The sequence below is a fragment of the Prochlorococcus marinus str. NATL2A genome (assembly GCF_000012465.1).
GTDB classification, from domain to species: domain Bacteria; phylum Cyanobacteriota; class Cyanobacteriia; order PCC-6307; family Cyanobiaceae; genus Prochlorococcus_B; species Prochlorococcus_B marinus_B.
Genome location: NC_007335.2, coordinates 1,692,353 through 1,719,146, shown reverse-complemented (window position 1 = coordinate 1,719,146; position 26,794 = coordinate 1,692,353). Strand labels below are relative to the sequence as shown.

Here is a 26,794-nt window from a genome sequence, read left to right as displayed (position 1 = left end):
ATCAATGGATTCAGATGGTAATGCTGCTAACGGTTTGAACGCTGCTACAGCAGTCAACGTTACAGGTGGTAATGCATTGTCTTCATTCCGTATAAATGCATCTGATACTTTAACTGCAACTAATAGTGCTGTATTTGATTTCTCAGGTTATTCAGGAGTCATTACTGACTTAACCTTTGGCTTAAATGATTTCGATGATGGTGAGGCTGCTACAACAATTTCTGTTGTAGGTACTGCAAATACAGACACAGTTTCAGCTTCCTATGATGCTGCGACAGATGCTAGCGTTACTCCAAACATGACAGGTATTGAAAACTTCGATATAAGTTTGGCTGATCATGGTACTGAGTACGTTTTGGATATGTCTAAGGCTTCAGGCTTGTCTCAGATAAATGTCGTTGATATTTCATCCGAAAAACTTGAACTATCTAGTTTGGCTTCTGGTGTCACGGTTGATTACACGACTACTGACGGTACTGCTTCAGAACTAGAAATTAAGTTGGCAACTGTCAGTGGTACTGAATCTCAAACAGTTAATGTTTCAGCAGCATCCGCAAATGATGATTTGAAGATCACAATGGCTGACGTTGAAACACTTGTTATCAAGCCAGAAACAGCTCTTCAAGTTGACTTGGACCTTAGTGGCTTGTCTATGACTGCAACTGGAGCTACCATGGCGGTCAATTTAACTGGTACAAATGATGTTGAAATTATTTCTACTGCAGAAGATGTAACAGTAATTGATGCATCTGGCATGGGAGTAGGTGGTTCTGTTCTACAGACGACTACAAGATCTTCAACTGCTGCTGCCACATATACAGGTTCAGATGGTAATGACACATTTATGTGGGCAAATTCTGGTGACGTAATTGCAGCTGGTGCCGGAACAGATACATTGGATCTTAATTTTGCAGCTATCCTTGGTGGTTTGAATGTTGATTTAACCTCGACAACGAATCAAATCGTCAGCATAGACGGTTCAGTACCAACTGGAACCGTTACTGGCTTCGAGTATGTTGATCTCTCTGGATTTACTGGCTCATTCGGTGCTCGAATTACTGGACTTCCAACAACGGCCAATGACATCATTGGTACACCACAAATTGACGTAATTACAGCTGGTACTGCTGCAGACTTCATTACAGTCGCTGGTGGGGATACAGTTAATGCTGGTACAGGTAACGATACTTTCAGAGTGACTGATGCTGTTTTTGATGCCTTCAGCGTTGCTAACCCAGCTCTTGATGGTCAAGGTGGTACTGGTGACATTCTCTCAATCACAAATCAAGGAACCATTGTTGACGCCGACATTGTAGGAATCAGCGGTATTGAGATTCTCGATTTTACGACTGCAGCATCTACAGCCACTTTTGGAGCTAACTTTACTGCTTCTTCAATCACGACAATTGATCAAACTGGAGCTTCATTGTCGATCACAGCTACTGCAGGTCAGACCCTTGGTAGTGCTAGTGCACCGATAATAATTACCGGATATGCATTAAATACTGAGGCTAATATTCTTGTTCCAGGAGGAACCGCAACCGACGGTGATGGTACTATTACCGGTTACACAGTTGGTACTGGTGCTGCTGAAGGTGTTTACACCAAGAACACAGGTACTGCTACAGGACTAGAGTTCCTAGCTGCTGCAGCTGCTGGTACACATGCTGCAGGTGATGTTGTTGCTTACACTACAGGTGGTGATTCATTCATCTTCTCTGAAGGTGCTAACACCAATAACTCAGATGACCAGTTCTTCCAACTTAATGATACTGTTATCACTAAGGTAGCTGTTACTCATGCAGCTGGTATTTTCCATATCTAAGTTTAATTAAAGACTTATCCAAAAAGCCTCTGGGAAACCAGAGGTTTTTTTTTGCCTTATAACTACTATTCATGAGTCATTATCAATTAATGACTAGTAAACCTTTAAGAAATCAAAGTTGCATTCTTTAATCTGATTTTCTTTTTAGTATTTCTTTTTATTGTAAGTTTATGTTTTATCGATTGTTTAATTATCGTAGATAAATTTCTAATCCTGAGTAATTTTATTTCTTATATATTTTTCATTTAATTTTTCATTTTTATAAATTATATCTCTTCTTTTTCGATTATTTTTTTGTTGATTGGTTTAGCTAGTTAAATAATATTTTTATAAGCAGCATTTTTATTAGATTTTTGTATTTATATATATCATATATTTCTCTATGAGATTGATCTGCACCTATGAATTAAATAGCATTTAGTGATTCGGCCTTGTCACTAAAATTACTAAGAAGTAGTTGAAGATAAGTTAACTTTCTTAATTTGATATTTGCTGTTAAACCCATTCCTGCTTGAATAGCAAGCTTTTTTCCAGTCTTAACTTTTAAAAATTGTTCATCTAATTTTATTTTTGCCGGAAATCTATATCCTTTACCTTGCGATGGATCTGGTGGCAATGCATCTGAACCAATACTAGTTACTGTTCCTTTAATTACACCAAAATCTGTTGAAGGAAATGTATCAATGCTTATGTCTGCCGCTTTACCAATTTTTATGTATCCTATTGATCGACTATCAATTTCAACTTTTGCGATTAAATTATTGGCTGGAACTATTTTAAGTACTGGTTCACTAGTTTGGGCAACGAATCCTGGGCTTTTAGGTTTTAAATCAAAAACTGTGCCAGATATGGGTGCTTTAATTTCTTGATATTTAAATTGCACTTGATTTGCTTTTATTTCACTCATTAGTTCCTCTACACTGATTTTTTGTTCAAGATATTGCAATTCTGAAACAGCTCCTTCATCTAATAGTTGTTTTAGCTTATTAAGTATTAAATTTTTAGATTTCAAATTTTCGAGAAGATAATCTAAACGTGCCTTTGTTATTTCAGTATCTAGCCTTATGAGAACGTCTCCTTTCTTTACCCTAGAACCTTCTTCGGTTAGAATTTCCCGTGCAATCCCCTGAAGTGGCATCTGTACATCGACTACTCCTCCAATCGGTTCTAGATTTCCCATTACAATTGCTATTTCCTCGGTTTTGGCAAAGGCTAACCATCCTATTGAAAATGCTGTACCTCCTAAAAGAACCCAAGTAATCGCTCTTGCCCAATATTTAGATTGTTTTAATACAATCTTATTAGTATCACTCTTGAATAACCTTTCGATATTATCTTGAATATTTTGAATTTTTATCTCATTAAATATTTTTTTTGTTTTTTTATAATATCTATTTTCGTTTACGACATTATTTAATAATTTTTTTATTTCAAAATTTTTAAAAATTATTTTTTGGGTTCCAAACTTTTTTTTTAATTTTGGAACTACGTGTTTTATTTTCATTACCGATGAGTAAAATTTTTTGTTTAGGCTGCTCATCTTTATGAAGCGTCCTGTTGACGATATAGAGCAAAATATCTACCTTTAAGCTCCATTAGCTTATCATGCGTACCAACTTCACTAATACAACCATCGTGAAGCATAACGATGACATCAGCATTTTTTACTGTGTTTAATCTATGAGTAATGAAAAATACAGTCGATTCTTTACAAGCTTCTCTTAAACCTTCACATACTTTTCTCTCAGTCTGATAATCTAAAGCACTTGTAGCTTCATCAAGTATTAACAATTTCGGATTACTTAATAAAGTTCTTGCTATAGCTAATCTTTGTTTTTGGCCTCCAGATAATCCCGCTCCTCGTTCACCTATATCTGTACTATATCCTTCTGAAAGACTCATAATAAAATCGTGAGCATTCGAAATTTTAGCTACTCTCACAATCTCATCACTGGGTGCTTCTGGATCAATTAGAGATATATTGCTACTAATATTACCTGCAAATAATAAAGGTTCTTGTGGAACAATACCTATTTGTCTCCTGAGAGAATATAGTTCAACTTTATTAATGTCGTAACCATCAATTAGTATTTTACCTTCATTAGGTTTATATAGTCTGGGTAATAATTTCATAAGTGTACTTTTTCCACTACCACTTTGGCCGACAATACCTACAAATTGACCTGGTTTTATTGTGAGATTAATGTTATTAAGTACATTAGGACTGTTTTGATTGAATTTAAACTCTACATTTTTAAATTCTATTAATCCTTTCAAGCTAGGTAGTGGAATTTTTGCTTTATCAACTTCTGAAGATTCCTCAGGCGTATCTATGATGTCTGCCAATCTCTCAAAGGAGACTTTTAGTTCTTGTATGTTTTGCCATATTGTACTTAATCGTAAAAGAGGTTGAGTTACATATCCAGATATAATTCTAAATGCGATAAGTTGGCCTAACGTTAACTTTCCATTTAGTACTAATCCTGCTCCAATCCATAACACAAGAAGTTGAGATATTTGTTGTAGAACCTGACTTATTTCATTTAAACTTGTACCTGTTATTGTTTTTTGGAATGACTTCGATATATAACTTCCATACAATTCTTGCCACTTCCAGCGACTGACATTCTCTATGTTTTGCGCTTTTACGGTTTGTATACCGGTTAATATTTCGACTAAATGACTTTGGGTTTTAGCGTTTCTTTGAGCAACTTCTCTTATTTGTCTTCTTATTAATGGTGCACCAATAATTGTTATAAATATTTGAATTGGAACAACTATTAGAGCCACTATGGTTAACAACCAACTGTAAAGGGCCATTATTATTATGTAAATGACTGAAAATGCAGCATCAAGTATTGTTGTAAGGGCTTGACCTGTAAGAAAGTTTCTTATTTTTTCTAGTTCTGCAATTCTGCTCCCAAGTTCACCAACTGGTCTTTTATCGAAATATCCCAGGGGTATGCGCAGAAGGTGGTCAATGACCTCTGAACCAAGCCTTGAGTCTATTCTATTTGTAGTCTCATTAAATAGAAAAGTTCTTAAACTACTAATTACTCCGCCTAAAACTGTGATTACAATTAATGCGATACCTAATATTTGAAGAGTATCAAGACTTCTCTGACTAATAACTTTATCAATGACAACTTGAATTAATAATGGGTTTGCTAGCCCAAAAAGTTGAGCAATAAAAGAGGCTAGCAAAACTTGTAAAAGTACTCCTCGATACCTATTAATTGCAGGCAAAAGCCAGCTTAATCCAAATTTAATATTTGGTGTTTGATCATTCTTTTCAACTAAAAGTAGTTCAATAAATCCGTCATTAAAACTATCATCTAAGTTATTAGTATCTAAGCGGATAATACCTTTATTTGGTGAAATAATTTCTAGAAATAAACTATTAGTTTCTTTGACAAGAGCAAAACTATTTTTCCAAGCAATTATGGAGGGATAGGGTATTCTACTGGCTTCTGATTTAGGTACCTTAGCTATTGTTGAATGCAACCCCATTATTGAGGTAATACCTCCAAGAAGTTGAAGATTGGGCTTTTTCCCTCGATTTAAAGCATCTCGGAGAATTTTTTCAATAGAATCTGAACGATAAGGCAAGTTGATTTCTGAGGCAAGCATTTGCAAACAAGCTAATGCCTCTCTTAGATCACCTTGACCTTTGATTAATTTAATGTTCTTTTCTGTGTTGTATTGACCTACTTTTTCTGAACTTATATCAAGCATCTTGTCTTCACTTTTTAAGCTTTTATTTAAATTTATATTGTCTTCTGACGGCTTTTTACTTGTAGATTTAGGTTTAGATATATTTGCATAAATTGCTTTATTTAATTCAAATATTCTTGCAGGAAATGGACCTCTAGTGGATATTTTTTGTTGATCTAAAATATCAAAAATTGTAGAATCATTAACATTATCACTAATTAAATAATTTTTAATTTCTGTATTATTAGAAATAAATTCATCATTTTTATAAGTTTTAACTCTAATATTTTTTGATAAAATATCTGATAATGTTTGTATAGAGATATTTGAATCTGCTATATCATTATATAGATGATTGGCTAATTGATTGATTTCCGAAAGGTGTATTTTTTGGTTGCACCATTCTCTAAAACTTTCTTCTTCTTTATACAGTTTGATGATTAATTTATCAGAAAATGATAAGCCTATAAGTTCTGTACTTGCGGAAATTAATTCGCAACCTCGAGCATTGATAAGAGATGCTAGCCCAATAAATTCTTGAGCTCCTAGTTTGGAAATTAATTCGCAACTATTGATTTGCCCATTTACAACTCTTGCCTCGCCAGAAACTATAACTATTATTTTATTAGGAATATTACTTGTATCACAAATAGGCATTCCAAGTTTATATCTTATAGGCTTTAAATCATTTTTTAGCTCTTGAATACTGTAGTCACTAATTGAATTAAATCCTTCAATATCTCTTAAACTTATATTAATATTTTCATTCATGAGGTTATGGAATTATTTGACTTTGTGGAGTGATTTTTTATTAATTTTTCTATCATATCATCTGCCTGAATGTCCAGCCATTTGTTAAGCAATTCTTCTCCCATATTCTTTTTCATGTCTTCATCAAGTTTTGCTGGCTCAAAGTTCTCAACTCTAATAATTAAAAAAGAGTTATTGATTTTTAAGGGTGGTTGTACTTTACCTATTTCACAATTTTGTAAAAAATTTGCAAGAGATGGATGAGAATTGCCTATAGATATAGGACCTACAATACCTCTAGTTTTTTTCTCAATACCCTCAGAAAACTCTGTAGCCAAATCACCAATATCTGTCTCTTTAGAGAGTATTCTTAAGTAAAGCTCTCTTGCTATAAAAGGATCACTTACTCTAATTAAGCTATAAACGATTATATCTAATTGACTTTTTCTCTCTAAAAACCAAGATTCAATCTTGTGACCAAAATTCTTCAAAGAATATTCATAGATCCTAGTTTTTCCTAGAGCGATGTCCTCAACATCATAATCATTGAGATGATTAATATTGAGGAAATTTTTATATTTATCGTCTTCAATTATATTTTGTTGTTTTTTAAATTCTAAAATTAACTCCTCTTTTCTCTTCTCATCTATGTATATTTTACTTAGCTCATCTTTAATTATTTCAGACCTTACAAGAGTTTTAAGTAATTTGTGCTTTGACAATAATTGTATTGTGTCATCATTTAGACATTTGATTGATTCCATTATAGTTTATATGTAATTTCTCGTATTCATATACGTATTTTATATATGAGCATTATTTTATGGAACTAGTTAAAACACCTTAATCTAGTAAATTTTTTAATGCATTAGAGTATGCAGCAGCTGCCGTTTGGCAAACTGCCATTTGGGCTTGAAGCCTTTGAATCTCACCTTGGACAAATTTTAAGCTCGCAAGTTGTTCTTTTGCTTCCTTACTAAGAGAATCGACGTCGTATTCTTTTCCATCTATTGTGACGTTGGCCATTTTGTTAATGCTTTCTAACTACTATATATTGTAAAGCGTATCCATACTTAATTATTTCAAGAAATTTCGTTCAGATGTTAATAAGAGGATATTTAAAAAATATTTGTTTCGATTGAAAACATATTTTTATTTTCTTCAGATTCGGAAAATCCGATCAATAATTCTGTTCTATCCTCCAAACCTTCATTTAATTTACCTAACCAATATGATTGTCCAATGATGTCTGGATCTCTATTAAGAACGTTTTGATAGAGATTTTTGATGTAATCAATGTTGCTAGGATCTTTACCGTATTTTTTTGTGAATTCATCCGAAAGTATAAAAGAATTGGCAGTTTGACGAAAAGTATTTTCACCTGACTTATTCTTATTAATCCAATATTTTAATCCTTCTTTATCTGGAAACCTAGAAAATGAAGCGTTATAGAGCCTGTAAATTTTGCTGGTAGCATCTTCTTTATCATTTAATAAATTAAAAACATCAATAATATCATCTCCTACATTAATAGTTTTATCTGTGAAATTTAAACTATAAATGTTAGTTATATCTTCGAACCCAATCTCAGTTTCTATGAAGTATTTTTTGTCCTCTGACTTTTTAAATTTATATTGAACACTATCACCATCAAAGTCAATAAAACCAAGATCATTTTCTCTTCCCCATATTTTTATCAATGCATTAATATCCTTTGTGGAGAACCAGTGTCCCCAATCTCCTGGACCTTTATTGTAAGACATTATTGTATCTTGGGAATTAAAATTTTTATCAAAAGGATCATCATTAGGATGACTAAGTCCAAGTGTATGGCCTATTTCGTGGAGTATTGTATTAAAGTTTTCTTTACTATCTGAGCTTCTTTCATTAGGACTATCCTTCCAAAAAATATCCCACCATCCACCAGTGCTAGTTTTTTGCTGAATTGCTTGACCAATTACATTTTGTTCGAAATGTGATGAGTAAGTTATGTGATAGATATCAAGCATAGAACCATTATTATGTGACATTTCATAGAAATCAAGATCAATAATTAAATCTAATCTATTAAAAATATCTTTGATAAAATTCTGCTCTTCTTGGTTATGACCTTGGTTAATTGTTTTAATTGTATCTAAATATTTAGTTTGTTGATTAGAATCTAAATAATATCTATCTAGGCTTTCAACTCCTACAGTTTTATCTACATAATAAGATAGTGATTCGCTTCCTGATAATGTATATTTTGTGTGATCTATGAGTTCATCACTTATAAGTGAATCAATAGTAAGTAGCATTAATCAATATTTTTACATAACATAACAACTAAAATATTATTGGTGATTTTTTGATTTAAATAGACATCTGTTTTAGTTCTAGTTCAGCAATTAATTTATCAGCATTGATCATTTCCATTATTAATTCGTCTATTTTTATTTTCGGCTTCCATCCGAGATTGTTATGTGCTTTTGTCGCATCACCTAATAATTGCTCTACTTCGGCAGGCCTGTAAAACTCTGGATTGATTTTTATTACCAGATCTCCATTGTCTTTTCTTCTGCCAACTTCTTTCTCATTTTCTCCATCCCATTCGATTCCGCCCCAGCCCAGAGCAATAGATGATTTTTCTATAAAATTTCTAACTGATGTTGTTTGGCCAGTTGCAATCACATAATCTTCAGGTGTCTCTTGTTGAAGCATTCTCCATTGCATCTCCACATAGTCTTTTGCATGTCCCCAGTCCCTTAGAGAATCAATGTTTCCCATCTCTAGGCATTTTTCTAAGCCTAAATTTATTCTTGTTAAACCTCTAGTGATTTTCCTTGTTACGAAAGTTTCACCTCTTCTTGGAGACTCATGATTGAAAAGTATGCCGTTACATGCATATATTCCATAAGACTCACGGTAGTTAATAGTTATCCAATAAGCATATAATTTTGCTACTCCGTAAGGACTTCTTGGATAAAAAGGTGTGGTCTCTTTTTGAGGTGTTTCTTGTATTAGGCCATATAATTCGGACGTACTGGCTTGATAAATTCTAGTCTTTTTAGTTAATCCAAGGATCCTTACAGCTTCAAGTATTCGCAAAGGTCCCAGTGCATCAGTTTGAGCTGTGTACTCTGGCGATTCAAAGCTTACTTTTACATGACTTTGAGCACCTAAATTATAGATCTCATCTGGCTCAATCTCTTTTATAATTCTTACTAAATTTGTGCTGTGTGTAAGATCTCCATAGTGTAAATGAACTTTTTTTTTCTCTTCATTATCACTTATCAAATGATCGATTAGATGTGTATTTACTTGACTTGATCTTCTAACAAGGCCATGTACTTCATATCCTTTTGATATTAGTAATTCTGCTAGGTAACTACCATCTTGCCCTGTGATGCCTGTGATAAGAGCAGTTTTTTGGGGGCTCACACTCTTGCCTTAATAAAAACCAATATTACTTTACTGCATCGATGAAACATACTTTTGTATTTTTTTTACGATCAAATTAATTTATAAAACATAAGCAGAAAAACTGATTGTTACGTGTATGAATACTTATTTAATATTTTATATTAAGTGATATCGATCTCAAGCATCATATAATGAAGGGAATTAAATTTATTTTGAATGTTTGGACAGTTGCTTGGGGATCCTAATAAAAGAAGACTGAAAAATTATTATCCAATAGTTTCAGAGATCAATATTTTAGAAGAAGACATTTCCGTGTTGAGTGACGAAGAGCTTAGGGGTAGCACAAATGAATTTAGGCAAAGGCTAGAGAAAGCTGAAAATTCAGATAAACAATTAAAAATTTTAGATGAGTTGTTACCAAACGCTTTTGCTGTTGTAAGAGAGGCTTCCAAGCGAGTTCTTGGAATGAGACATTTTGATGTCCAACTTATTGGAGGAATGGTTTTACATGAGGGACAGATAGCGGAAATGAAAACTGGTGAAGGAAAAACGCTTGTTTCTACTTTGCCTAGTTATCTAAATGCTTTAACTGGAAAAGGTGTTCATGTTGTTACGGTTAATGATTATTTAGCTAAGAGGGATGCTGAATGGATGGGACAAGTACACCGTTTTCTTGGATTAGAAGTTGGTTTAATACAGCAGGATATGAATCCTCGAGAGAGGAAAAAAAACTATCAATGTGACATTACATATGCAACCAATTCTGAATTGGGTTTTGATTATTTGCGAGATAACATGGCTGCCGATAAAGCGGAGATTGTTCAAAGAGATTTTCAATTTTGTGTGATCGATGAAGTTGATTCAATTCTTATAGATGAAGCTCGTACTCCACTAATCATTTCCGGTCAAGTTGAACGCCCTCAGGAGAAATATCAAAAGGCTGCAGAAGTTGTTATGAAATTACAGAGAGCTTCGGAGTTAGGCAAAGATGGAATTGATCCCGAAGGCGATTATGAAGTTGATGAGAAACAAAGAAGTTGCGTTTTAACTGATGATGGGTTTGCAAAAACAGAGGAACTTTTAGAAGTTAAAGATCTTTTCGATCCCAAAGATCCATGGGCTCATTACGTTACAAATGCCTTAAAGGCAAAAGAACTTTTTACAAAAGACGTTAACTATATAGTCCGTAATGGAGAGGCTGTGATAGTTGATGAATTCACCGGGAGGGTAATGCCAGGAAGGAGATGGAGTGATGGACAGCATCAAGCCATTGAAGCAAAGGAAAATTTAGCCATACAGCCAGAGACTCAGACTTTAGCGTCAATTACTTATCAGAATTTCTTTCTTCTTTATCCTCGTCTGTCTGGAATGACAGGCACTGCTAAAACAGAGGAGGTGGAATTTGACAAAACATATAAATTAAAAACAAGTGTTATTCCAACTAATAAAAAAGTTTCAAGAGAGGATTGGGTTGATCAAGTCTTTAAAACTGAAAATGCTAAATGGCGTGCTGTTGCCAAAGAAACTTCATTAATTAATAAACAAGGTAGACCAATACTTGTAGGGACTACAAGTGTTGAAAAAAGTGAATTATTAAGTACACTTCTCGCTGAGGAAAATATTCCACATAATTTGTTGAATGCTAAGCCTGAAAATGTAGAGAGAGAATCAGAAATTGTTGCACAAGCAGGGAGAAAAGGAGCAGTAACTATTGCCACCAATATGGCTGGAAGAGGTACGGATATAATCCTTGGTGGGAATAGTGAATATATGGCCAAGCTAAAAATAAAACAGGTTTTAAGTTCTCGTTTGGTTAAACCTGAGGATAGACATAATCCCCCAGTTCCTTTGCAAAGGGATAAAGCTTCAGGTTTTAAATCTCTCGAGGTTAAGGCAGAAGCAAAAACTAGCAATCAATCTAGCTCACTAAATAACCTTTTTCCGGTTATTTTATCCGATAAAACTGATAATGAACTTGGCCAATTAGCTGCAAAACTTGTTAAAGAATGGGGAGATAGAGCTTTGACACTTGGAGAATTGGAGGATTACATAGCTACTGCTGCAGAAAAGACACCAACAAAAGATGAAAATATTTTGGCTATAAGAAGAGCAATTCACTCAATAAAAACCGAGTACGAGGTTATTACCAATAATGAAGAGAAGTTGGTAACAGAGGCTGGAGGCCTTCATGTGATTGGGACTGAGCGTCACGAATCAAGAAGAGTTGATAATCAATTGAGAGGAAGAGCTGGAAGACAAGGAGATTTTGGCAGTACTAGATTTTTTCTCTCTTTGGAAGATAATTTATTGAGGATTTTCGGAGGGGATCGAGTCGCAGGACTTATGAATGCCTTTAGGGTTGAAGAAGATATGCCAATTGAGTCTGGAATGTTAACAAGATCTTTGGAGGGAGCTCAGAAAAAAGTTGAAACTTACTATTACGACATTAGAAAACAAGTTTTTGAATATGACGAAGTAATGAATAATCAACGAAAAGCAGTTTATAGCGAGAGAAGAAGAGTGCTTAAGGGGCAAGAATTAAAATCTCAAGTGATTAGTTATGGTGAAAAAACTATGGGAGAAATTGTCGATGCATATATCAATGAAGAGTTACCTCCAGAAGAATGGGAGCTTGATAAATTAGTAGGGAAAGTACAAGAATTTATTTATCTTTTAAATGACTTAAAAAGCTCCGAATTAATAGGTTTAGACACTAATCAATTAAAAGTTTTTTTACAAGAGCAAATGAGAAATGCTTACGATCTGAAAGAGGCTCAATTAGAAGAAACACATCCAGGGATTATGAGAGAAGCTGAAAAATTTTTCATGCTTCAACAACTTGATACACTATGGAGAGAACATCTTCAATCAATGGACTCCTTACGTGAATCTGTTGGTTTAAGAGGCTATGGACAAAAAGATCCATTAATCGAGTATAAAAATGAAGGATATGACATGTTTTTAGAGATGATGATTAATTTTCGGAGAAATGTTATTTATTCAATGTTTATGTTTCAACCAACAACTAAGAAAGTTGAATCATGAATAATAAAGTGATGTAAATGACATCATTTAACTCTAATGAACTGCAGAAGCTATATATCGCATTTTTTGGTAGACCATGTGATCCTGCGGGAATGAATTACTGGTTATCAAAATCAGAAGATAAAGCAAATTTAATTGATGTCGCAAAGGCTTTTTCATCACAAGAGGAGTATAAGAAAAGTTTAACATCTGTGAATTCTATAGAGTTTCAAATTAATCAAATTTACTTGAATTTATTTGCAAGAAAAGCAGATTTTGATAGTTTAAATACTTGGTCTTTAAAGTGTAAAAGAGGTGAATTAAAGATATACGAATTAGCATCTATGTTGACTATTGAGCAGTCTAACATTGAAGAAAAAATTGATAATATTTCTTTGAAGGATGTTGAAGTCCTAGAAAAAAAAGTACAAGCTGCTCAATTATTTACCGATCAAATAAGTAAAGATATTTGTTGGATAAATGCATATAAGCCAGATTCTATTGATCCTTGGATCTTAGGGAAAGCTCTTCAAGTCGGTATAAATTATCTGAACAAAGTCGATTCAAGTTATCATTTGGATAAGTATGCCGTTACAGAAATACTTCATAAGATGAGCTTTGAGAAAATTAATACATCAACAAAAGCAATAATAAAAATTAGAAACTTATCTCTAACAATTCCAATTTCTTTTAAACACGATCAAAAGTTATCTAATCTTTTAACAAAAGGTGTTTTAAACTCTATTATTGGTGGTCAATTAGTCAAAAATAAAACAACTACAAAAATTGAGGCTTTGAGAAATATAAATTTGACAATTATGAATGGAGAAAGAGTTGCGTTAATTGGTCATAACGGTTCAGGCAAGACTAGCTTCTTAAAGGTTATTTCTGGTATTTATTTACCTACAGAAGGTGATTTAGATGTTGAAGTCGATGTGTATCCCATGCTTCAAAAAAGTTTTTTAACAAGTACAGATCTCACTGGCGTTGATGCAGCCAAGGCACATTATTTGCTAGTAAATAAAAGTTTAAATGGTTTTGATCAATTTCTTCAAGATATTATAGAATTTTCTGGACTAGGTGAGTTTATTTCACTACCAATTAAAACTTATAGTGAAGGAATGAGTGCTAGATTAATTTTTTCAATTTTGACATCCATACCCCATGATTGTTTAGCAATAGATGAAGGATTTGGGACTGGAGACTCTGATTTCTTTGAAAGGGCTGAGAAACGTATGAAATCATTTATGAATTCTTCAGGGACTCTTATACTTGCAAGTCATTCTGAACATCTTTTAAAACAATTTTGTACAAGAGGTATTGTATTTAACCATGGGCAAGTTGTTTATGATGGCTCACTAGATGCTTCATTAAATTATTATCACACTCATGATTATATCCACAGCAATGATAATTGATGATTTTAAGTTTGCTATAAATAACAGAAGAGTATGGTGGTATACCGCTACATCTAGAACAAGAGCAAGATTTGCAAGAACTACTCTTGGTAGCTTTTGGCTAGGATTTTCAAACTTACTGTCAATCTCAACTTTAGGTTTTGTGTATGGAACTGTTTTTAAAGTTCAAGACTTCAGTTCGTATTTTGTATATCTAGGAATTGGATTGGTTATTTGGAATACAATTTCTTCATCTGTTTGTATGGCTCCTAATCTTTTTTCTAATAATTCCTCAAATATAAAAAATATGAACTTAAGGCCATTATTTTATACCTTAGAAGAATGGGCATTTCAGATTCAGACTTTTTTTCAGTCTTTCTTGCTGGTTTTTATTGTACTTTTACTTTTTAAACCTGTATTACTAATAAATATATGTACTGCGTCATGGATTCCCATGCTCAATTTTGTTTTATTCATTTATTGGTTTCCTTTGCTTCTTTGTTTGATCAGTATTAGATATACTGATCTGGCTCAACTAGTTCCAATAATTATGCAAATAGTCTTTTTAACATCTCCAATATTATACAGAAAAGAGAGTTTAGGTAATATAGGCTGGATAACTGATGTTAATTTATTTTATAGAATTTTAGACCCTTTAAGAGTCAGCATTAATAGTGGATTTGTTAATTATAGAGAATCATTATTAATACTAATTATTAACTTTGTAGGAATATACTTCTCTCTAAATTTTCTAAAAAAGAGTAGTGGAAAATTACCTTTCTTGGTTTGAAAATAATACTAAATTTTATCTATTATTTTTTATTCTTTCCGATGAATTCGATGATTTCTTTGTCTTTTAAATTTTGTGATTCTCCTTGATGGAAGTTCTTATCATTTATCCCTATATTTGAATTTCTGATTATCTCTTGAAAGTTAATTACTTGATTTTCAAGCTCATCAATTCTTTCCATTAAATTTCTTATTACATTTCCTTCTGTATCAGGTAACGCAGAGTGAGCAAGTGGATTGATTTTGACTCCACTTTGATGCACTACCCTGCCTGGGATCCCTACTACAGTGCTATCAGCTTCTACATCTCTAACTACCACTGACCCAGCCCCAATTCTTGTATTCGTGCCAACAATGATTGCACCAAGAACTTTAGCTCCGGCTCCAACGACAACATTTGCTTCTAAAGTTGGATGTCTTTTCCCATTTTCTTTACCTGTTCCACCAAGAGTAACTCCTTGATATAAAAGGCATCTGTTGCCTATCTCACTCGTCTCGCCAATAACAACTCCCATTCCATGATCTATAAATACAGCTTTACCAATTTTCGCTCCCGGATGAATCTCTACACCTGTTAAAAACCGTGTTATTTGGCTGAGTAATCTTGGGACTAGTGGAAGTTTTAGATTCCAGAGTTTATGACTAATTCTATGTACAACCAGGGCTTGAAACCCTGGGTAACAAAAAACAATCTCTAAAAAACCTCTAGCAGCCGGATCTCTTTCTTTGATAATTGAGAAATCTGCCTTAATAATTTTAAGCATTGATTACTCTAAGAGACCAATCTCTTTTCGAAGCTCCTCAATTGTAGAGTCACTAAGATATTTATGTGCACAATGTATTTGAGGCATGCGCATTAATTGTGAACGATTTTGCCTGAGAGTATGTTCCACAAGAGGAAGGCTTGGGCTGTCACAAATCACATGACTGGCAGCCCTTAGTAAAGCTATTAATCTACTACCTACATCGGGATTTGCAGTCATCAAAAGTAATTCGTTGCCTCGCATACTGTGTAAAATAACCTCTGCTGCTCTTAATATTCCTGGGCTAATACTAACTATTCCTACACAACTGCCTGAGCGAAGTTTTTTTAATATGGTTAGTTCTTTTTGAAAATCGCTGAGATCTACAGCGACAGCTCGAACTTGATGTCGGTTTGCTAATTCTTCCAAAGGCTGTAAGAAATATCTGCTTGTCACGACTGTTCCTTTGCTTGAGCTTTCTAAAACACTCTCTAGTTCTTCCATTGGAACAACCTCGACTGGGACATCTAAATGAGGAGCCAATTCTTCAGCAATTAGTAATGATGCTCCAATATCTTCTCTAGGAGTACTAACAAGTAAGCGAGCTCCGCATCTCAGCCTCCAATCAATTTCACGGGTAAATAATTCTCTCGTTTGCTGCAAGGTGCATCCCGTATTTAAAAGTTCATCAATACTTTTACGGACTTCATGGTCTATATCTTGGATACCTTTTTTACGTAGTGCATGAGAGCTACTTCTTAAATCTTTTTGTTTTTGCTGATCCCGAACATAAATACCTGAACCTGCAATAGCTTCAACAACTCCATCTTTTTCTAGCTGTCTATAGACTTTGCTTATAGTATTTCGATGTAAACCAGTTTGCATCGCAAGTTGCCTAGTACTGGGCAACCTATGTCCAGGTGGGTAATGTCTTGCTGCAATAGCAAAACAAACTTGGTTATATAACTGGCTTGATGCCGGGATTTCACTGTCCTGTTGTATGTGGAATCTCACGCGTTGATATGCCAGGTGTGAATGTGGCTAGATTAATAAAAAGAATAGCCAGTGACAATTTTTTGTTTGTCATATGACAATTTTGTTTAATTTAATCAATTGTTCTCAAAGCTTTTTTGGGCTCAGTTATTTCACTCTCTTTCTTTAAAAGAGGAGTTTTACGCGGAGTTAAAAACATGATCATATTTCTTCCCTCTCTTTTGGGCGATTGTTGTACTTCAGCCTTTTCTTCCAAATCCTTGGCCATTCTTTTTAAAAGTGTCTCTGCTAGAGCAGTATGTTGAATTTCGCGGCCTCTAAATATAACTGTGCATTTGACTTTATCTCCAGCCTTTAAGAATCTAGTGGCCTGACTAATACGGACCTGATAATCATGCTGATCAATTTTATACCTCATTTTTACTTCTTTAACTTCTGTTTGATGTGATTTTTTCTTAGCTTCTTTTGCTTTTTTTTCTTGCTCAAACTTAAATTTCCCATAATTCATTATTCGGCATACAGGAGGAGTCGCCTTCTCACTTACTAGAACAAGATCTAATTCTCTCTCTTTAGCGACCTCTAAAGCGTCCTCGCGACTGATGACTCCAAGTTGAGTGCCATCTGAATCAACAACCCTCAAGCTCGAATAGCTGATTCTTTCATTAATATTGGGCAACTCCCTTTCTGGAGCGCGACGATCAAAACGGGGACGTGGTGGCATTCAGTAATTAATTAACGTGGAAAAACCTTTTGGAGCAATTCTAAGCATATATGATCTCATCAACCAAGAAACTCATAGATAGAAGCTAAAGCTTCGGGTAATGCATTCTCATCATTTAGCCATTTAGAATTATGCTTATTTCTAAACCAAGTTTTTTGTCTTTTGGCTAATTGGCAAGTTCGTTTTATTGTTATTTCTAAAGCCTCCTCATAATTAATCTTTCCATTAATCATAGACCTTGCTTCACCATATCCAATAGTTTTAAGCAACTGTAAATTATTTCCGTATTTATTGATCAAATCTCCTGTTTCTTCTACTAACCCTTTTTTATACATTTCTCTAGTTCTAAGTTGAATTCTACTGGTTAAATTTTCAGGATTTAATCCAAGTTCCAAAACTCTCCAAGGAGTAGGCCTCATGTTTTTAGCCTTCGAAAACATTCTTCCTGTTGCATAAAAAACTTCAAGAGCACGAATTATTCTTATTGAGTCTTCTGGATGTATTCTCTGCGCTGAGAAAGGGTCACAAAGCTTTAATAATTTGTGTCGTTCGGCTTTATCGATTTTTTTAAGTTGATCTCTTAAGAATTTTTGAGGAGGTACCGCTGGAGGATTAAGTCCTCCAATTAAGGCTTGCAGATATAAACCACTTCCTCCTACAAGTAAAGTTAAACCCTTTTTTTCTAAATCTCTCTCAATGGATGTTTTGGCTATGGATTGAAAATCATGAAGATTGATTGGTTTAGATGGCAAGCAAATATCAATAAGGAAATGGTTTACTTGGCTTTGTTGAACTGCTGTTGGCTTTGCGGTGCCAATATCCATATCAATATAAATTTGGCGAGAATCAATATTGTGAATATTAGAATTGATTTTTTTTGCAATATCAATCGCAAGTTCAGTTTTACCACTTGCAGTTGGGCCCATAAGGGCTACGACAAGAGGTTTATTGGGTTGCATGATTGTCTTTCAGGGGTTTTATTAGCAGTAATTGCATGAAATTAAATTTTTTAATTTGGTTTTAAATTTTTCCTAAGACTTTCCTTGATACCAATGTTAAATTGAAATTTGGGGAAAGGTTTCGGCTAATGCTCGTATCAAATACAACCTTGCCTGCATCCGTTTATCAGAATGAGTAAAGATTCAAAAGTCCAAGCGGCTTATGGTGCTGAGCAGATCCAAGTTCTTGAAGGCTTGGAACCTGTAAGAAAGCGGCCTGGAATGTATATAGGTTCAACAGGCTCTAAAGGACTTCATCATCTTGTGTATGAAGTTGTTGATAATGCTGTAGACGAGGCACTAGCTGGTCACTGTGATCAAATCACAATATTGCTTTGTGAGGATGGTTCAGCATCAGTATCAGACAATGGTCGGGGAATTCCAACTGACTTACATCCTCGCACTGGTAAAAGTGCTCTTGAAACCGTTCTAACTGTTTTGCATGCTGGTGGCAAATTTGGAAGCGGTGGTTATAAGGTTTCTGGAGGTTTGCATGGTGTTGGAATATCGGTTGTAAATGCTTTAAGTGAATGGGTGGAAGTAACAGTTAGGAGGCAACAACAAGTTCATTTTCAGCGGTTCGAAAGAGGCGCATCAATTGGGAGTCTAAAGTCTGAGAATCTTTCGAAATCAGATAAAAATTTAACTGGTACTACTGTTTGCTTTAAACCTGATGATCAAATTTTTACGGATGGCATATCGTTTGAATACGGAATTTTATCATCGAGACTACGAGAACTAGCCTATTTAAATGGAGGGGTTCGTATCGTTTTTCGTGACGAGAGAAAGCAATCGAATGATTCTTCGCAAACTCCATATGAAGAAGTTTATTTTTACGAAGGTGGAATAAAAGAATATGTAGAGTATATGACTAAAGCAAAAGACTCATTACATCCAGAGATTATTTATGTCAACTCAGAAAAAGATGGTGTTCAAGTAGAAGCAGCAATGCAATGGTGCGTTGATGCTTATTCAGATAGCATTCTTGGATTTGCTAATAATATTCGCACCATAGATGGTGGAACTCATATTGAGGGTCTGAAAACAGTATTAACTAGAACGTTAAACTCATTTGCAAAGAAAAGAGGTAAACGAAAAGATGGAGATTCGAATTTAGCAGGGGAAAATATTCGAGAAGGTTTAACAGCTGTTTTATCTGTAAAAGTTCCAGATCCAGAATTTGAAGGTCAAACAAAAACTAAATTAGGTAACACTGAGGTTCGAGGAATTGTTGATAGCTTGGTAGGGACGGCTCTGAGTCAATATTTAGAATTCAACCCAGGTGTTATTGACTTAATTTTAGAGAAAGCAATACAAGCCTTTAATGCTGCTGAGGCAGCTAGAAGAGCTAGAGAATTGGTTCGTAGAAAAAGTGTTTTAGAAAGTTCTACTTTGCCAGGAAAATTGGCTGATTGTAGTTCAAGAGACCCATCAGAATCAGAAATTTATATAGTTGAGGGAGATTCTGCTGGAGGATCGGCTAAGCAAGGAAGAGATCGAAAATTTCAAGCAATTTTACCTTTGAGAGGAAAAATTCTAAATATTGAGAAAACCGATGATGCGAAGATGTATAAAAATACTGAGATTCAATCTTTAATAACTGCTCTTGGTTTAGGAATAAAAGGTGAGGATTTTGAAGTTAAGAATCTCAGATATCACAGAGTAGTAATCATGACTGATGCTGATGTAGATGGTGCTCATATAAGAACGTTGCTGTTGACTTTCTTTTATAGGTATCAAAAGGATCTTGTAGAAGGTGGATATATTTATATTGCTTGTCCACCTCTATATAAAGTTACAAGAGGAAAGAATCATAAATATTGTTATAACGAATCAGATATGCAAAAAACTCTTGCAAGTTTTGGAGAAAAAGCAAATTATACAATTCAACGATTTAAAGGTTTAGGAGAAATGATGCCTAAACAATTATGGGAAACAACTATGGACCCAACAACTAGAATGATGAAAAGAGTTGAGATAGAAGATGCTCTTGAAGCTGATCGAATATTTACAATTTTAATGGGTGATAAAGTTGCACCAAGAAGAGAATTTATTGAAACTCATAGTGTTGATCTGGACCTGGCTACTTTAGATATTTGATGAATATAATTAGTACTTTTATTGTCTGGACATGGCTTTTATGTATTGGTTTGGTAGCCCCTACTACATTACCTGCTGGGGGTGCCCAAGAATCAATTATTCAGCATAGAAAAAATAATATTGGATCACCAATAATTGCATTAAAAGATTTTAATTTGCTTACCTCAGCCTCTAATAATTCATCTACTTTAACTAAGGTTAAAGCAGGAACACCAGTTAAAGTTATTCAAGTATGGGAAAGTAATGAGAGCAAAAATTGGTTATTAGTTAGTGTTTTATGTCATAACTTTGATCAGTTGTTTTATAGAAGAGGATGGGTGGAAATTTGAGTAATATGATATATGTCTGATATTTTATTTGTTTCTATTGGTGCAATTTTAGGGGCTAATATTCGATTTCAAATTCATCATAAATTAGGAAACTTAAATTTAGACAAAGGTTTTTTAATTCTAATAATTAATACTTTTGCTTCTTTTGGCCTTGGTTTATTCCTTTCACTTGTAGAGCAATTTAGAGCTTTTACTTATTCTTACCAATTAATATTATTCTTTTCAATTGGTTTTTTTGGAAGCCTCAGTACTTTTTCTTCATTTGTTTATGATCTGTTTGATTTATGTTTGCAATTGGAACTTTTTAGAGCTTTAAAGTTATTTATTATTTCTGTGAGTATAGGAATCATTGCTTTTGCATTTGGATTGTTCTTAGGTACTCAATAGATGGGTATAGATATTAAAAACAATACATTTTTCTTAATATCTTTAGGAGCATTTCTTGGAGCTTTATTTCGATGGCAAATTGATGAAATTTTTATAGTCAATTTAATTGGTTGCTTTTTATTAGGATTTTTTAATTCATTAAATATTTTAAAAAGATATAAATTAACTCTTTGTGTTGGACTTTGTGGCTCTATGACTACCTTTAGTAGCTGGATGTCTCACTTATATAAGTTACTAAATCAAGGCCTGTATAAATTATTTTTACTGAACTCACTTTCAATTGTACTTATGGGAGTTTTGTCTATTGCTTTAGGCCACATCTTTGCAAAGAGATTAAATGCTTAATCGAGTAATTTTTCTATTGCTTGTGTGACTTCAGGACTGTCAGGTTCTATTGAACTTTTAAATCTTGCGACCGCATCTCCCTCAGTATTAATGAGAAATTTCTCAAAGTTCCATTCAACGTCTCCAGATGGACTTACTTGATTCAAGGTAGTAAATGGTTCTGTTGTTTTGCCTTTGGCATGAACTTTTTGGAAAAGTTGGAAATTGACTCCATAAGTTGTTGAACAGAACTCTTTTATTTCTTCCAATTGCCCAGGCTCTTGGTTTCCAAAGTCATTGCAAGGAAAGCCTAAAACTTTGAAGCCTTTGGATTCATATTTATCCTGAAGATACTGAAGAGCTTTATATTGCTTAGTAAATCCGCACTTGCTTGCGACATTGACAATTAATAAGACATTTCCTTTGTAATGATCAAAAGTTATTTTCTGATTTTTAAAAGAGAAGACCTCCACTTTGCTGATATTTACGGACATGGATATGGAAGTGATAAAAAACTGGAGTTAGCCATAAAATAATAATGGCTTGCTGCTCCAAATATGAACGAAGAAATAGGGGCATCTCGTGAGACTCAATCCTTGGCTAATGGCAGTTTGGTTGCTGAGGCAGTTGCTCAGCAACTAGAGGCAATGCTTTCAGCGGGAAATTACGATGGCGTCAAATTACTTCTCAGCCCTGTGCAGCCTGTTGATATAGCTCAGGCTATTGGAACTTTGCCGATGATTTTGCAAGCCTTGGCTTTTAGGCTTTTGAATAAAAACGAAGCAATTGAGGTTTACGAATATTTAGATCCTTCAGTACAACAAAATCTTTTAGATCGTTTGAGGTCAAACGAAGTACTCGATTTAGTTGAAGAAATGTCACCCGATGATCGTGTTCGACTATTTGATGAGTTGCCTGCAAAAGTTGTAAGGCGTTTACTTGCAGAGCTTAGTCCCGAAGAAAGACGAGTAACTGCTCAGCTGTTGGGGTATGAGTCTGAAACGGCTGGCAGATTAATGACAACAGAATTTATAGATCTCAAAGAATTTCTTAGCGTTTCACAAGCTTTAAAACTAGTCAGACAAAGAGCTACTTTTTCAGAAACCATTTACAGCCTTTATGTGACTGATAAAGAGAGGCATCTGACTGGAATTTTATCTTTAAGGGATTTAGTAGTTGCTGATCCTGAATCACTTATTGGAGAAGTGATGACAAGAGAGGTTGTAAATGTCAGAACCGATACTGATCAAGAAGAGGTTGCAAGAGCAATTCAAAGATATGATTTTTTAGCTTTACCGGTGGTAGATCTTGAGAAAAGACTAGTAGGAATTGTCACTGTTGATGATGTAATTGATGTTATTGAGCAAGAGGCGACTAGGGACATTTATGCAGCTGGAGCGGTTCAAGCTGGTGATGAAGATGATTACTTCCAAAGCAATTTATTCGTTGTAGCCAGACGGCGTATTGTCTGGCTTGCCGTTTTGGTCCTCGCAAATGGATTAACAACTCAAGTGATTGCAATGAATGACGAGGTTTTGAAGCAAGTGGTTTTGTTGACTGCTTTCATTCCTTTATTGATTGGCGCAGGAGGGAATGTTGGGGCTCAAAGCTCAACGGTTGTTATTCGAGGTTTGAGTACTCAACGAATACAACGACTTGGTCTATTTAGGGCTATTGCAAAAGAAGCTTTAGCAGGAGCCTTGCTGGGAGTTTCGATGGCTGTTTTTGTCGTACCTTTTGCTTGGTGGCAAGGACAGGGACCTTTAGTTGCAACTGCTGTAGGAATAAGCTTGATTGCTATTACAACTCTTGCTGCTACCGCAGGAGCTTCATTACCTTTGCTTTTTGATCGTATGGGCTTAGACCCCGCTTTAATGTCTGCACCTTTTATTACTACTGCCACAGATGTTGCAGGGGTACTGATTTATTTGAAAACTGCTTCTTGGCTCCTAGGAAGATTGGGGTAGAAGTCGAATGAGTGTTTTTACTCAAAGTGTGGGAAGCCGAGCTATTCTTATTTGATCTTTACAATTCTTAGTAGTAAGCTTTACAAAACTCAACAAACCTATGACAACGGCAGTAGAGGCTCCTAAGACTAAGAATTCATCTTCCGCTGCTTCTGCAAGATCCGTTACGGATATTGACTTAGTTCGTTCTTACTTAAGAGATATTGGAAGAGTCCCTTTGCTGTCACACGAGCAGGAAATTACTTTGGGAAGACAAGTTCAAGATCTTGTTTCCCTTGAAAATCTTGAGACCGAACTCGAGAGCGATTTAGGGGAAAAGCCAGACATCAACTTTTTCGCTGACAAAGCTGGAATCTCTCCGATCCAATTAAAAAAGAAGTTAAAGAGCGGAAGAAGAGCAAAAGAGAGAATGGTTGCAGCCAATCTTCGTTTGGTAGTAAGTGTTGCTAAGAAATACACAAAAAGAAATATGGAATTATTAGATTTAATTCAAGAAGGAACTATCGGCTTAGTTCGGGGAGTTGAAAAATTTGATCCTACTCGTGGATACAAGTTTTCAACCTATGCCTACTGGTGGATACGTCAAGGCATCACACGCGCAATTGCTGAAAAAAGTAGATCTATAAGACTGCCTATACACATAACTGAAATGCTAAACAAGTTGAAAAAAGGTCAACGAGAATTAAGTCAAGAACTTTCTAGAACTCCAACCTTGAAAGAACTATCTGAGTATGTTGAGTTGCCAGAGACTGACGTTAAAGATTTAATGAGTAGAGCTGGGCAGCCAGTTAGCTTAGAAACAAAAATTGGCGATGGTGAAGATACTATTTTATTAGACTTATTATCTAACGAAATTGATATGCCCTCCGAACAAATTGAAAGTGATTGCATGAAGGGTGATTTAGAAACATTACTCGAACAATTACCCGAATTACAAAATCGTGTTTTAAGAATGAGATACGGTATAGATGGTGATGATCCGATGAGTCTTACTGGTATTGGAAGAGTTTTGGGTATTAGTAGAGATAGAGTAAGAAATTTAGAAAGAGACGGTTTGCGAGGTTTAAGAAAAACCGGAGACTCAGTTGAAGCTTATATGGCTTCTTGAATTATCTTTATAAGAATAGGATTAACTTTTTCTGGCATTTCATCATGGGGACAATGTCCTGCGTCTGAAATAACATCTAAAGATTTTATACATTCAAAAGTTTTAAACCATTTTTGAGCTTCTTTCACAGGTTCCCAAGGATCTTTTTCTCCCCAAATTAAGTGAACTGAAGTATTCATTTCCTTTAGTAAATTTGGTGCTAGATAATCATCAAATAGGTTAATAAATCCTCTAAAAGCCTCCGGAGCTCCTTTGCTTTGGGTTGGCTTGAAGAGTGTGTCTATTAACTCTTCATCAACATTATTTCGACTTGGATAAGCTACTTTTAAAATTTTCGCAATAAATTTTGGTTGTGCTGCGATGTTAAAAATGTTGGAACTTAAAAGTCTTTGTCTTACAAAAGTTTTAATCACTGGTCTTAAAAATCTCATTAATAACGATTGTTCAGCTAGGCGTTTATCATCCATTGTCCTTTGAGCACAATCAATTAATATGACCCCTAAGGCTTTTTGAGATAATTTTTTCGATGTATTTAATGCAATAACTCCCCCAATCGAATTTCCAATTAATAAGACAGGTTTTTTAACTATTTCGTTACAAAAATCATAAACTAGCTGACTCCAATTATCAAAACAATAATTGAAATTCTGATAGGTTTTCTTTTCATATGGAATCTGTGAATTTGGCTTACTGCTGTCTCCAAAACCTATTAAATCTAATGCATAGCATGGTGCAATTGAGCTAATAGTTTTTTGATTGAATCTCCAATGCTCTTTACATGCTCCAAAACCATGAATTAATACTATAGCGATTCCTGAATCATTACTTGTTTCTTCTACTTGCCATGCAATTTGATAATTTTTCCAATTCCAGAATTGCTTCATATTTTTAGAGAAGGATGAAATTATTTTTACTTAAAGATATATCTTTCGTAAAGTGAATAGTTTTGTTTTTCATATTATTCGATGTATTAGCTATTCAAAAAGTATTAATTTGAGTCGATAAAATTATCAAAAAAATGATATTGTGAAAGAACATTTTTTCAATTTTGATTTATTTTGATGGGCATTTTTGATTCTCCTCAAGATATCCAAAATTCACTTCTGGAATGGTTTAGGGAAAATGGTAGATACTGGATACCATGGAAATTAAAGAAAGATGGTTCCGTTCCTCGATCAGGTGAAAGTATATCTCCTTATGGAATTTGGATTGCAGAGGTCATGCTTCAGCAGACTCAGTTGAAGGTCGTTATTCCTTACTGGAAAAAATGGATGAAGTGTTTTCCTACCTTGTCGTATTTAGCAGAGGCTGATTTGGAGAATCTTCTTATGATATGGCAAGGTCTTGGTTACTATTCACGTGCGAAACGAATTCATCAATCATCTAAAATATTAGTTGAATTTGTTGGCAAAAATAGAGATCAAGATCCAGATTCTTGGCCTAATCAAATAGATAAGTGGATGTCTCTTCCTGGTATCGGTAGAAGTACTGCAGGTAGCATCATCTCATCTGCATTTGACCTGCCAACGCCAATATTGGATGGGAATGTAAAAAGAATTTTGTCTAGATTGCTAGCCATTGAAAGAAAATCTATTAGAGATGAGAGAAAATTATGGGAATTCAGCTCGTTATTGATTGAAAGGCAAAGTCCAAGGGATTTCAATCAGGCTTTGATGGATTTAGGGGCAATTATTTGTACTCCCAAAAATCCAAGTTGTTCTTCTTGCCCACTACAAAATTTTTGTGTTGCTTATACAAAGTACGATCCTGAAGATTTTCCTAAAAAAGAAATGACCAAAATAAAGCCTCTGCAAGAAATTGGAATTGGGCTTGTTTTTAATCAAAAAGGTGAATTGCTTATCGATCAGCGATTAGAAAACTCAAGTATGGGAGGAATGTGGGAATTTCCAGGAGGAAAAAAAATTCCCAACGAATCGATTGTGAAAACTATCGAGCGAGAATTAAAAGAAGAGCTTGGGATTGTTGTCAACGTTGGAGAAAAGCTTTTATCTTTTGAACACGCTTATACTCACAAGAGGCTGAATTTTACTGTTCATATTTGCGCATGGATATCAGGTCAGCCCAAACCTTTAGCTAGTCAAAAATTACTTTGGGTGTCTCCCGACAAACTTTTTGATTTTCCTTTTCCTGCTGCTAATACTAAAATTATTTCTGAATTACATAAACATCTTTGTATTGGAAATAAAAATCTGTAAATCACCA

The 26,794-nt window shown here is 34.5% G+C and carries 23 protein-coding genes; 11 read left to right on the top strand and 12 right to left on the bottom strand.

Annotation, left to right across the window (positions count from 1 at the left end; translation table 11 throughout):
• Positions 1-4 precede the first annotated feature (4 nt).
• Positions 5-1,825, top strand: a complete 1,821-nt coding sequence (locus PMN2A_RS09405) for a beta strand repeat-containing protein (RefSeq protein ID WP_011295570.1) — start codon at positions 5-7, stop codon at positions 1,823-1,825.
• Positions 1,826-2,231: 406 nt separating this feature from the next.
• On the opposite strand, the gene PMN2A_RS09400 is transcribed toward PMN2A_RS09405, so the two are convergent.
• The 6 genes from PMN2A_RS09400 to gmd all read right to left on the bottom strand — a co-directional run bounded on the left by PMN2A_RS09400 (position 2,232) and on the right by gmd (position 9,709).
• Positions 2,232-3,329, bottom strand: coding sequence for an HlyD family secretion protein (locus PMN2A_RS09400; RefSeq protein WP_144043296.1), 1,098 nt, complete (start codon positions 3,327-3,329; stop codon positions 2,232-2,234).
• A 38-nt stretch (positions 3,330-3,367) separates the two neighbouring features.
• The gene (locus PMN2A_RS09395; protein WP_011295568.1) at positions 3,368-6,310 is read right to left on the bottom strand and encodes a peptidase domain-containing ABC transporter; all 2,943 of its coding nucleotides are present in this window, start codon (positions 6,308-6,310) and stop codon (positions 3,368-3,370) included.
• Positions 6,307-7,053 carry a peptidylprolyl isomerase gene (locus PMN2A_RS09390; RefSeq protein ID WP_011295567.1) on the bottom strand — a complete coding sequence of 249 codons (747 nt, stop codon included), beginning with the start codon at positions 7,051-7,053 and terminating at the stop codon, positions 6,307-6,309. Before PMN2A_RS09390 ends, PMN2A_RS09395 begins: the two co-directional genes overlap by 4 nt.
• A 79-nt stretch (positions 7,054-7,132) precedes the next feature.
• Positions 7,133-7,315, bottom strand: coding sequence for a DUF6447 family protein (locus tag PMN2A_RS09385; RefSeq protein WP_011295163.1), 183 nt, complete (start codon positions 7,313-7,315; stop codon positions 7,133-7,135).
• A 92-nt stretch (positions 7,316-7,407) separates the two neighbouring features.
• Positions 7,408-8,586: a DUF4214 domain-containing protein gene (locus PMN2A_RS10005; protein ID WP_011295566.1), complete on the bottom strand. Its 1,179-nt coding sequence runs from the start codon at positions 8,584-8,586 to the stop codon at positions 7,408-7,410.
• A 55-nt stretch (positions 8,587-8,641) separates the two neighbouring features.
• On the bottom strand, positions 8,642-9,709 hold the full coding sequence (gene gmd / locus PMN2A_RS09375) for a GDP-mannose 4,6-dehydratase (RefSeq protein ID WP_011295565.1): 1,068 nt from the start codon (positions 9,707-9,709) through the stop codon (positions 8,642-8,644).
• Positions 9,710-9,907: 198 nt separating this feature from the next.
• Here gmd and secA point away from each other — a divergent pair, with 198 nt between their 5' ends.
• Genes secA through PMN2A_RS09360 form a run of 3 tightly spaced genes read left to right on the top strand, consistent with a single transcriptional unit; the run spans position 9,908 to position 14,902 of the window.
• Positions 9,908-12,736 (top strand): preprotein translocase subunit SecA, encoded by a 2,829-nt coding sequence (gene secA, locus PMN2A_RS09370; protein ID WP_011295564.1) that lies wholly within the window; start codon positions 9,908-9,910, stop codon positions 12,734-12,736.
• Positions 12,737-12,753: 17 nt separating this feature from the next.
• Complete coding sequence (locus PMN2A_RS09365; RefSeq protein WP_011295563.1) at positions 12,754-14,133, top strand: ATP-binding cassette domain-containing protein; 1,380 nt, start codon at positions 12,754-12,756, stop codon at positions 14,131-14,133.
• Positions 14,105-14,902 carry an ABC transporter permease gene (locus PMN2A_RS09360; protein ID WP_144043295.1) on the top strand — a complete coding sequence of 266 codons (798 nt, stop codon included), beginning with the start codon at positions 14,105-14,107 and terminating at the stop codon, positions 14,900-14,902. Before PMN2A_RS09365 ends, PMN2A_RS09360 begins: the two co-directional genes overlap by 29 nt.
• Positions 14,903-14,924: 22 nt before the next feature.
• On the opposite strand, the gene epsC is transcribed toward PMN2A_RS09360, so the two are convergent.
• From epsC to miaA, 4 genes are all read right to left on the bottom strand, one after another.
• Positions 14,925-15,665, bottom strand: coding sequence for a serine O-acetyltransferase (gene epsC, locus PMN2A_RS09355; protein WP_011295561.1), 741 nt, complete (start codon positions 15,663-15,665; stop codon positions 14,925-14,927).
• A 3-nt stretch (positions 15,666-15,668) separates the two neighbouring features.
• Positions 15,669-16,658 carry a GntR family transcriptional regulator gene (locus PMN2A_RS09350; RefSeq protein WP_011295560.1) on the bottom strand — a complete coding sequence of 330 codons (990 nt, stop codon included), beginning with the start codon at positions 16,656-16,658 and terminating at the stop codon, positions 15,669-15,671.
• 91 nt (positions 16,659-16,749) lie between these two features.
• A complete protein-coding gene (gene infC, locus PMN2A_RS09345; RefSeq protein WP_011295559.1) occupies positions 16,750-17,358 on the bottom strand; it encodes a translation initiation factor IF-3 in 609 nt (202 codons plus the stop codon).
• 59 nt (positions 17,359-17,417) lie between these two features.
• A complete protein-coding gene (gene miaA / locus PMN2A_RS09340) occupies positions 17,418-18,317 on the bottom strand; it encodes a tRNA (adenosine(37)-N6)-dimethylallyltransferase MiaA (RefSeq protein WP_011295558.1) in 900 nt (299 codons plus the stop codon).
• Positions 18,318-18,488: 171 nt separating this feature from the next.
• Here miaA and gyrB point away from each other — a divergent pair, with 171 nt between their 5' ends.
• Genes gyrB through PMN2A_RS09320 form a run of 4 tightly spaced genes read left to right on the top strand, consistent with a single transcriptional unit; the run spans position 18,489 to position 21,517 of the window.
• Positions 18,489-20,456 carry a DNA topoisomerase (ATP-hydrolyzing) subunit B gene (gene gyrB, locus PMN2A_RS09335; RefSeq protein WP_011295557.1) on the top strand — a complete coding sequence of 656 codons (1,968 nt, stop codon included), beginning with the start codon at positions 18,489-18,491 and terminating at the stop codon, positions 20,454-20,456.
• Positions 20,456-20,785, top strand: coding sequence for a hypothetical protein (locus PMN2A_RS09330; protein ID WP_011295556.1), 330 nt, complete (start codon positions 20,456-20,458; stop codon positions 20,783-20,785). The genes gyrB and PMN2A_RS09330 overlap by 1 nt, the downstream gene beginning before the upstream one ends.
• Positions 20,786-20,797: 12 nt before the next feature.
• Positions 20,798-21,172 (top strand): fluoride efflux transporter FluC, encoded by a 375-nt coding sequence (locus PMN2A_RS09325; RefSeq protein WP_011295555.1) that lies wholly within the window; start codon positions 20,798-20,800, stop codon positions 21,170-21,172.
• Entirely contained in the window at positions 21,173-21,517 is a 345-nt protein-coding gene (locus PMN2A_RS09320) for a fluoride efflux transporter FluC (protein ID WP_011295554.1), read from the top strand. It abuts the gene before it with no gap.
• Here the strand turns inward: PMN2A_RS09320 and PMN2A_RS09315 are convergent.
• Complete coding sequence (locus PMN2A_RS09315) at positions 21,514-21,990, bottom strand: glutathione peroxidase (RefSeq protein WP_011295553.1); 477 nt, start codon at positions 21,988-21,990, stop codon at positions 21,514-21,516. The genes PMN2A_RS09320 and PMN2A_RS09315 overlap by 4 nt on opposite strands.
• A 63-nt stretch (positions 21,991-22,053) precedes the next feature.
• Between PMN2A_RS09315 and mgtE the strand changes: the two genes are divergently transcribed.
• Positions 22,054-23,463 carry a magnesium transporter gene (gene mgtE, locus PMN2A_RS09310; RefSeq protein ID WP_011295552.1) on the top strand — a complete coding sequence of 470 codons (1,410 nt, stop codon included), beginning with the start codon at positions 22,054-22,056 and terminating at the stop codon, positions 23,461-23,463.
• Positions 23,464-23,563: 100 nt separating this feature from the next.
• On the top strand, positions 23,564-24,571 hold the full coding sequence (locus tag PMN2A_RS09305; protein ID WP_011295551.1) for an RpoD/SigA family RNA polymerase sigma factor: 1,008 nt from the start codon (positions 23,564-23,566) through the stop codon (positions 24,569-24,571).
• On the opposite strand, the gene PMN2A_RS09300 is transcribed toward PMN2A_RS09305, so the two are convergent.
• On the bottom strand, positions 24,556-25,455 hold the full coding sequence (locus tag PMN2A_RS09300) for an alpha/beta fold hydrolase (protein WP_011295550.1): 900 nt from the start codon (positions 25,453-25,455) through the stop codon (positions 24,556-24,558). The genes PMN2A_RS09305 and PMN2A_RS09300 overlap by 16 nt on opposite strands.
• 177 nt (positions 25,456-25,632) lie before the next feature.
• Between PMN2A_RS09300 and PMN2A_RS09295 the strand changes: the two genes are divergently transcribed.
• Complete coding sequence (locus tag PMN2A_RS09295; RefSeq protein ID WP_011295549.1) at positions 25,633-26,787, top strand: A/G-specific adenine glycosylase; 1,155 nt, start codon at positions 25,633-25,635, stop codon at positions 26,785-26,787.
• The last annotated feature ends 7 nt before the right edge of the window (positions 26,788-26,794 follow it).

What these genes read in the sequence shown, in the direction of transcription:
- PMN2A_RS09405 (WP_011295570.1), top strand. Translation starts at nt 5, where the DNA reads ATGGATTCAGATGGTAATGCTGCTAACGGTTTGAACGCTGCTACAGCA.
- PMN2A_RS09400 (WP_144043296.1), bottom strand. Translation starts at nt 3,329, where the DNA reads ATGAAAATAAAACACGTAGTTCCAAAATTAAAAAAAAAGTTTGGAACC.
- PMN2A_RS09395 (WP_011295568.1), bottom strand. Translation starts at nt 6,310, where the DNA reads ATGAATGAAAATATTAATATAAGTTTAAGAGATATTGAAGGATTTAAT.
- PMN2A_RS09390 (WP_011295567.1), bottom strand. Translation starts at nt 7,053, where the DNA reads ATGGAATCAATCAAATGTCTAAATGATGACACAATACAATTATTGTCA.
- PMN2A_RS09385 (WP_011295163.1), bottom strand. Translation starts at nt 7,315, where the DNA reads ATGGCCAACGTCACAATAGATGGAAAAGAATACGACGTCGATTCTCTT.
- PMN2A_RS10005 (WP_011295566.1), bottom strand. Translation starts at nt 8,586, where the DNA reads ATGCTACTTACTATTGATTCACTTATAAGTGATGAACTCATAGATCAC.
- secA (WP_011295564.1), top strand. Translation starts at nt 9,908, where the DNA reads ATGTTTGGACAGTTGCTTGGGGATCCTAATAAAAGAAGACTGAAAAAT.
- PMN2A_RS09365 (WP_011295563.1), top strand. Translation starts at nt 12,754, where the DNA reads ATGACATCATTTAACTCTAATGAACTGCAGAAGCTATATATCGCATTT.
- PMN2A_RS09360 (WP_144043295.1), top strand. Translation starts at nt 14,105, where the DNA reads ATGATTATATCCACAGCAATGATAATTGATGATTTTAAGTTTGCTATA.
- epsC (WP_011295561.1), bottom strand. Translation starts at nt 15,665, where the DNA reads ATGCTTAAAATTATTAAGGCAGATTTCTCAATTATCAAAGAAAGAGAT.
- infC (WP_011295559.1), bottom strand. Translation starts at nt 17,358, where the DNA reads ATGCCACCACGTCCCCGTTTTGATCGTCGCGCTCCAGAAAGGGAGTTG.
- miaA (WP_011295558.1), bottom strand. Translation starts at nt 18,317, where the DNA reads ATGCAACCCAATAAACCTCTTGTCGTAGCCCTTATGGGCCCAACTGCA.
- gyrB (WP_011295557.1), top strand. Translation starts at nt 18,489, where the DNA reads ATGAGTAAAGATTCAAAAGTCCAAGCGGCTTATGGTGCTGAGCAGATC.
- PMN2A_RS09330 (WP_011295556.1), top strand. Translation starts at nt 20,456, where the DNA reads ATGAATATAATTAGTACTTTTATTGTCTGGACATGGCTTTTATGTATT.
- PMN2A_RS09325 (WP_011295555.1), top strand. Translation starts at nt 20,798, where the DNA reads ATGTCTGATATTTTATTTGTTTCTATTGGTGCAATTTTAGGGGCTAAT.
- PMN2A_RS09320 (WP_011295554.1), top strand. Translation starts at nt 21,173, where the DNA reads ATGGGTATAGATATTAAAAACAATACATTTTTCTTAATATCTTTAGGA.
- PMN2A_RS09315 (WP_011295553.1), bottom strand. Translation starts at nt 21,990, where the DNA reads ATGTCCGTAAATATCAGCAAAGTGGAGGTCTTCTCTTTTAAAAATCAG.
- mgtE (WP_011295552.1), top strand. Translation starts at nt 22,054, where the DNA reads ATGAACGAAGAAATAGGGGCATCTCGTGAGACTCAATCCTTGGCTAAT.
- PMN2A_RS09305 (WP_011295551.1), top strand. Translation starts at nt 23,564, where the DNA reads ATGACAACGGCAGTAGAGGCTCCTAAGACTAAGAATTCATCTTCCGCT.
- PMN2A_RS09300 (WP_011295550.1), bottom strand. Translation starts at nt 25,455, where the DNA reads ATGAAGCAATTCTGGAATTGGAAAAATTATCAAATTGCATGGCAAGTA.
- PMN2A_RS09295 (WP_011295549.1), top strand. Translation starts at nt 25,633, where the DNA reads ATGGGCATTTTTGATTCTCCTCAAGATATCCAAAATTCACTTCTGGAA.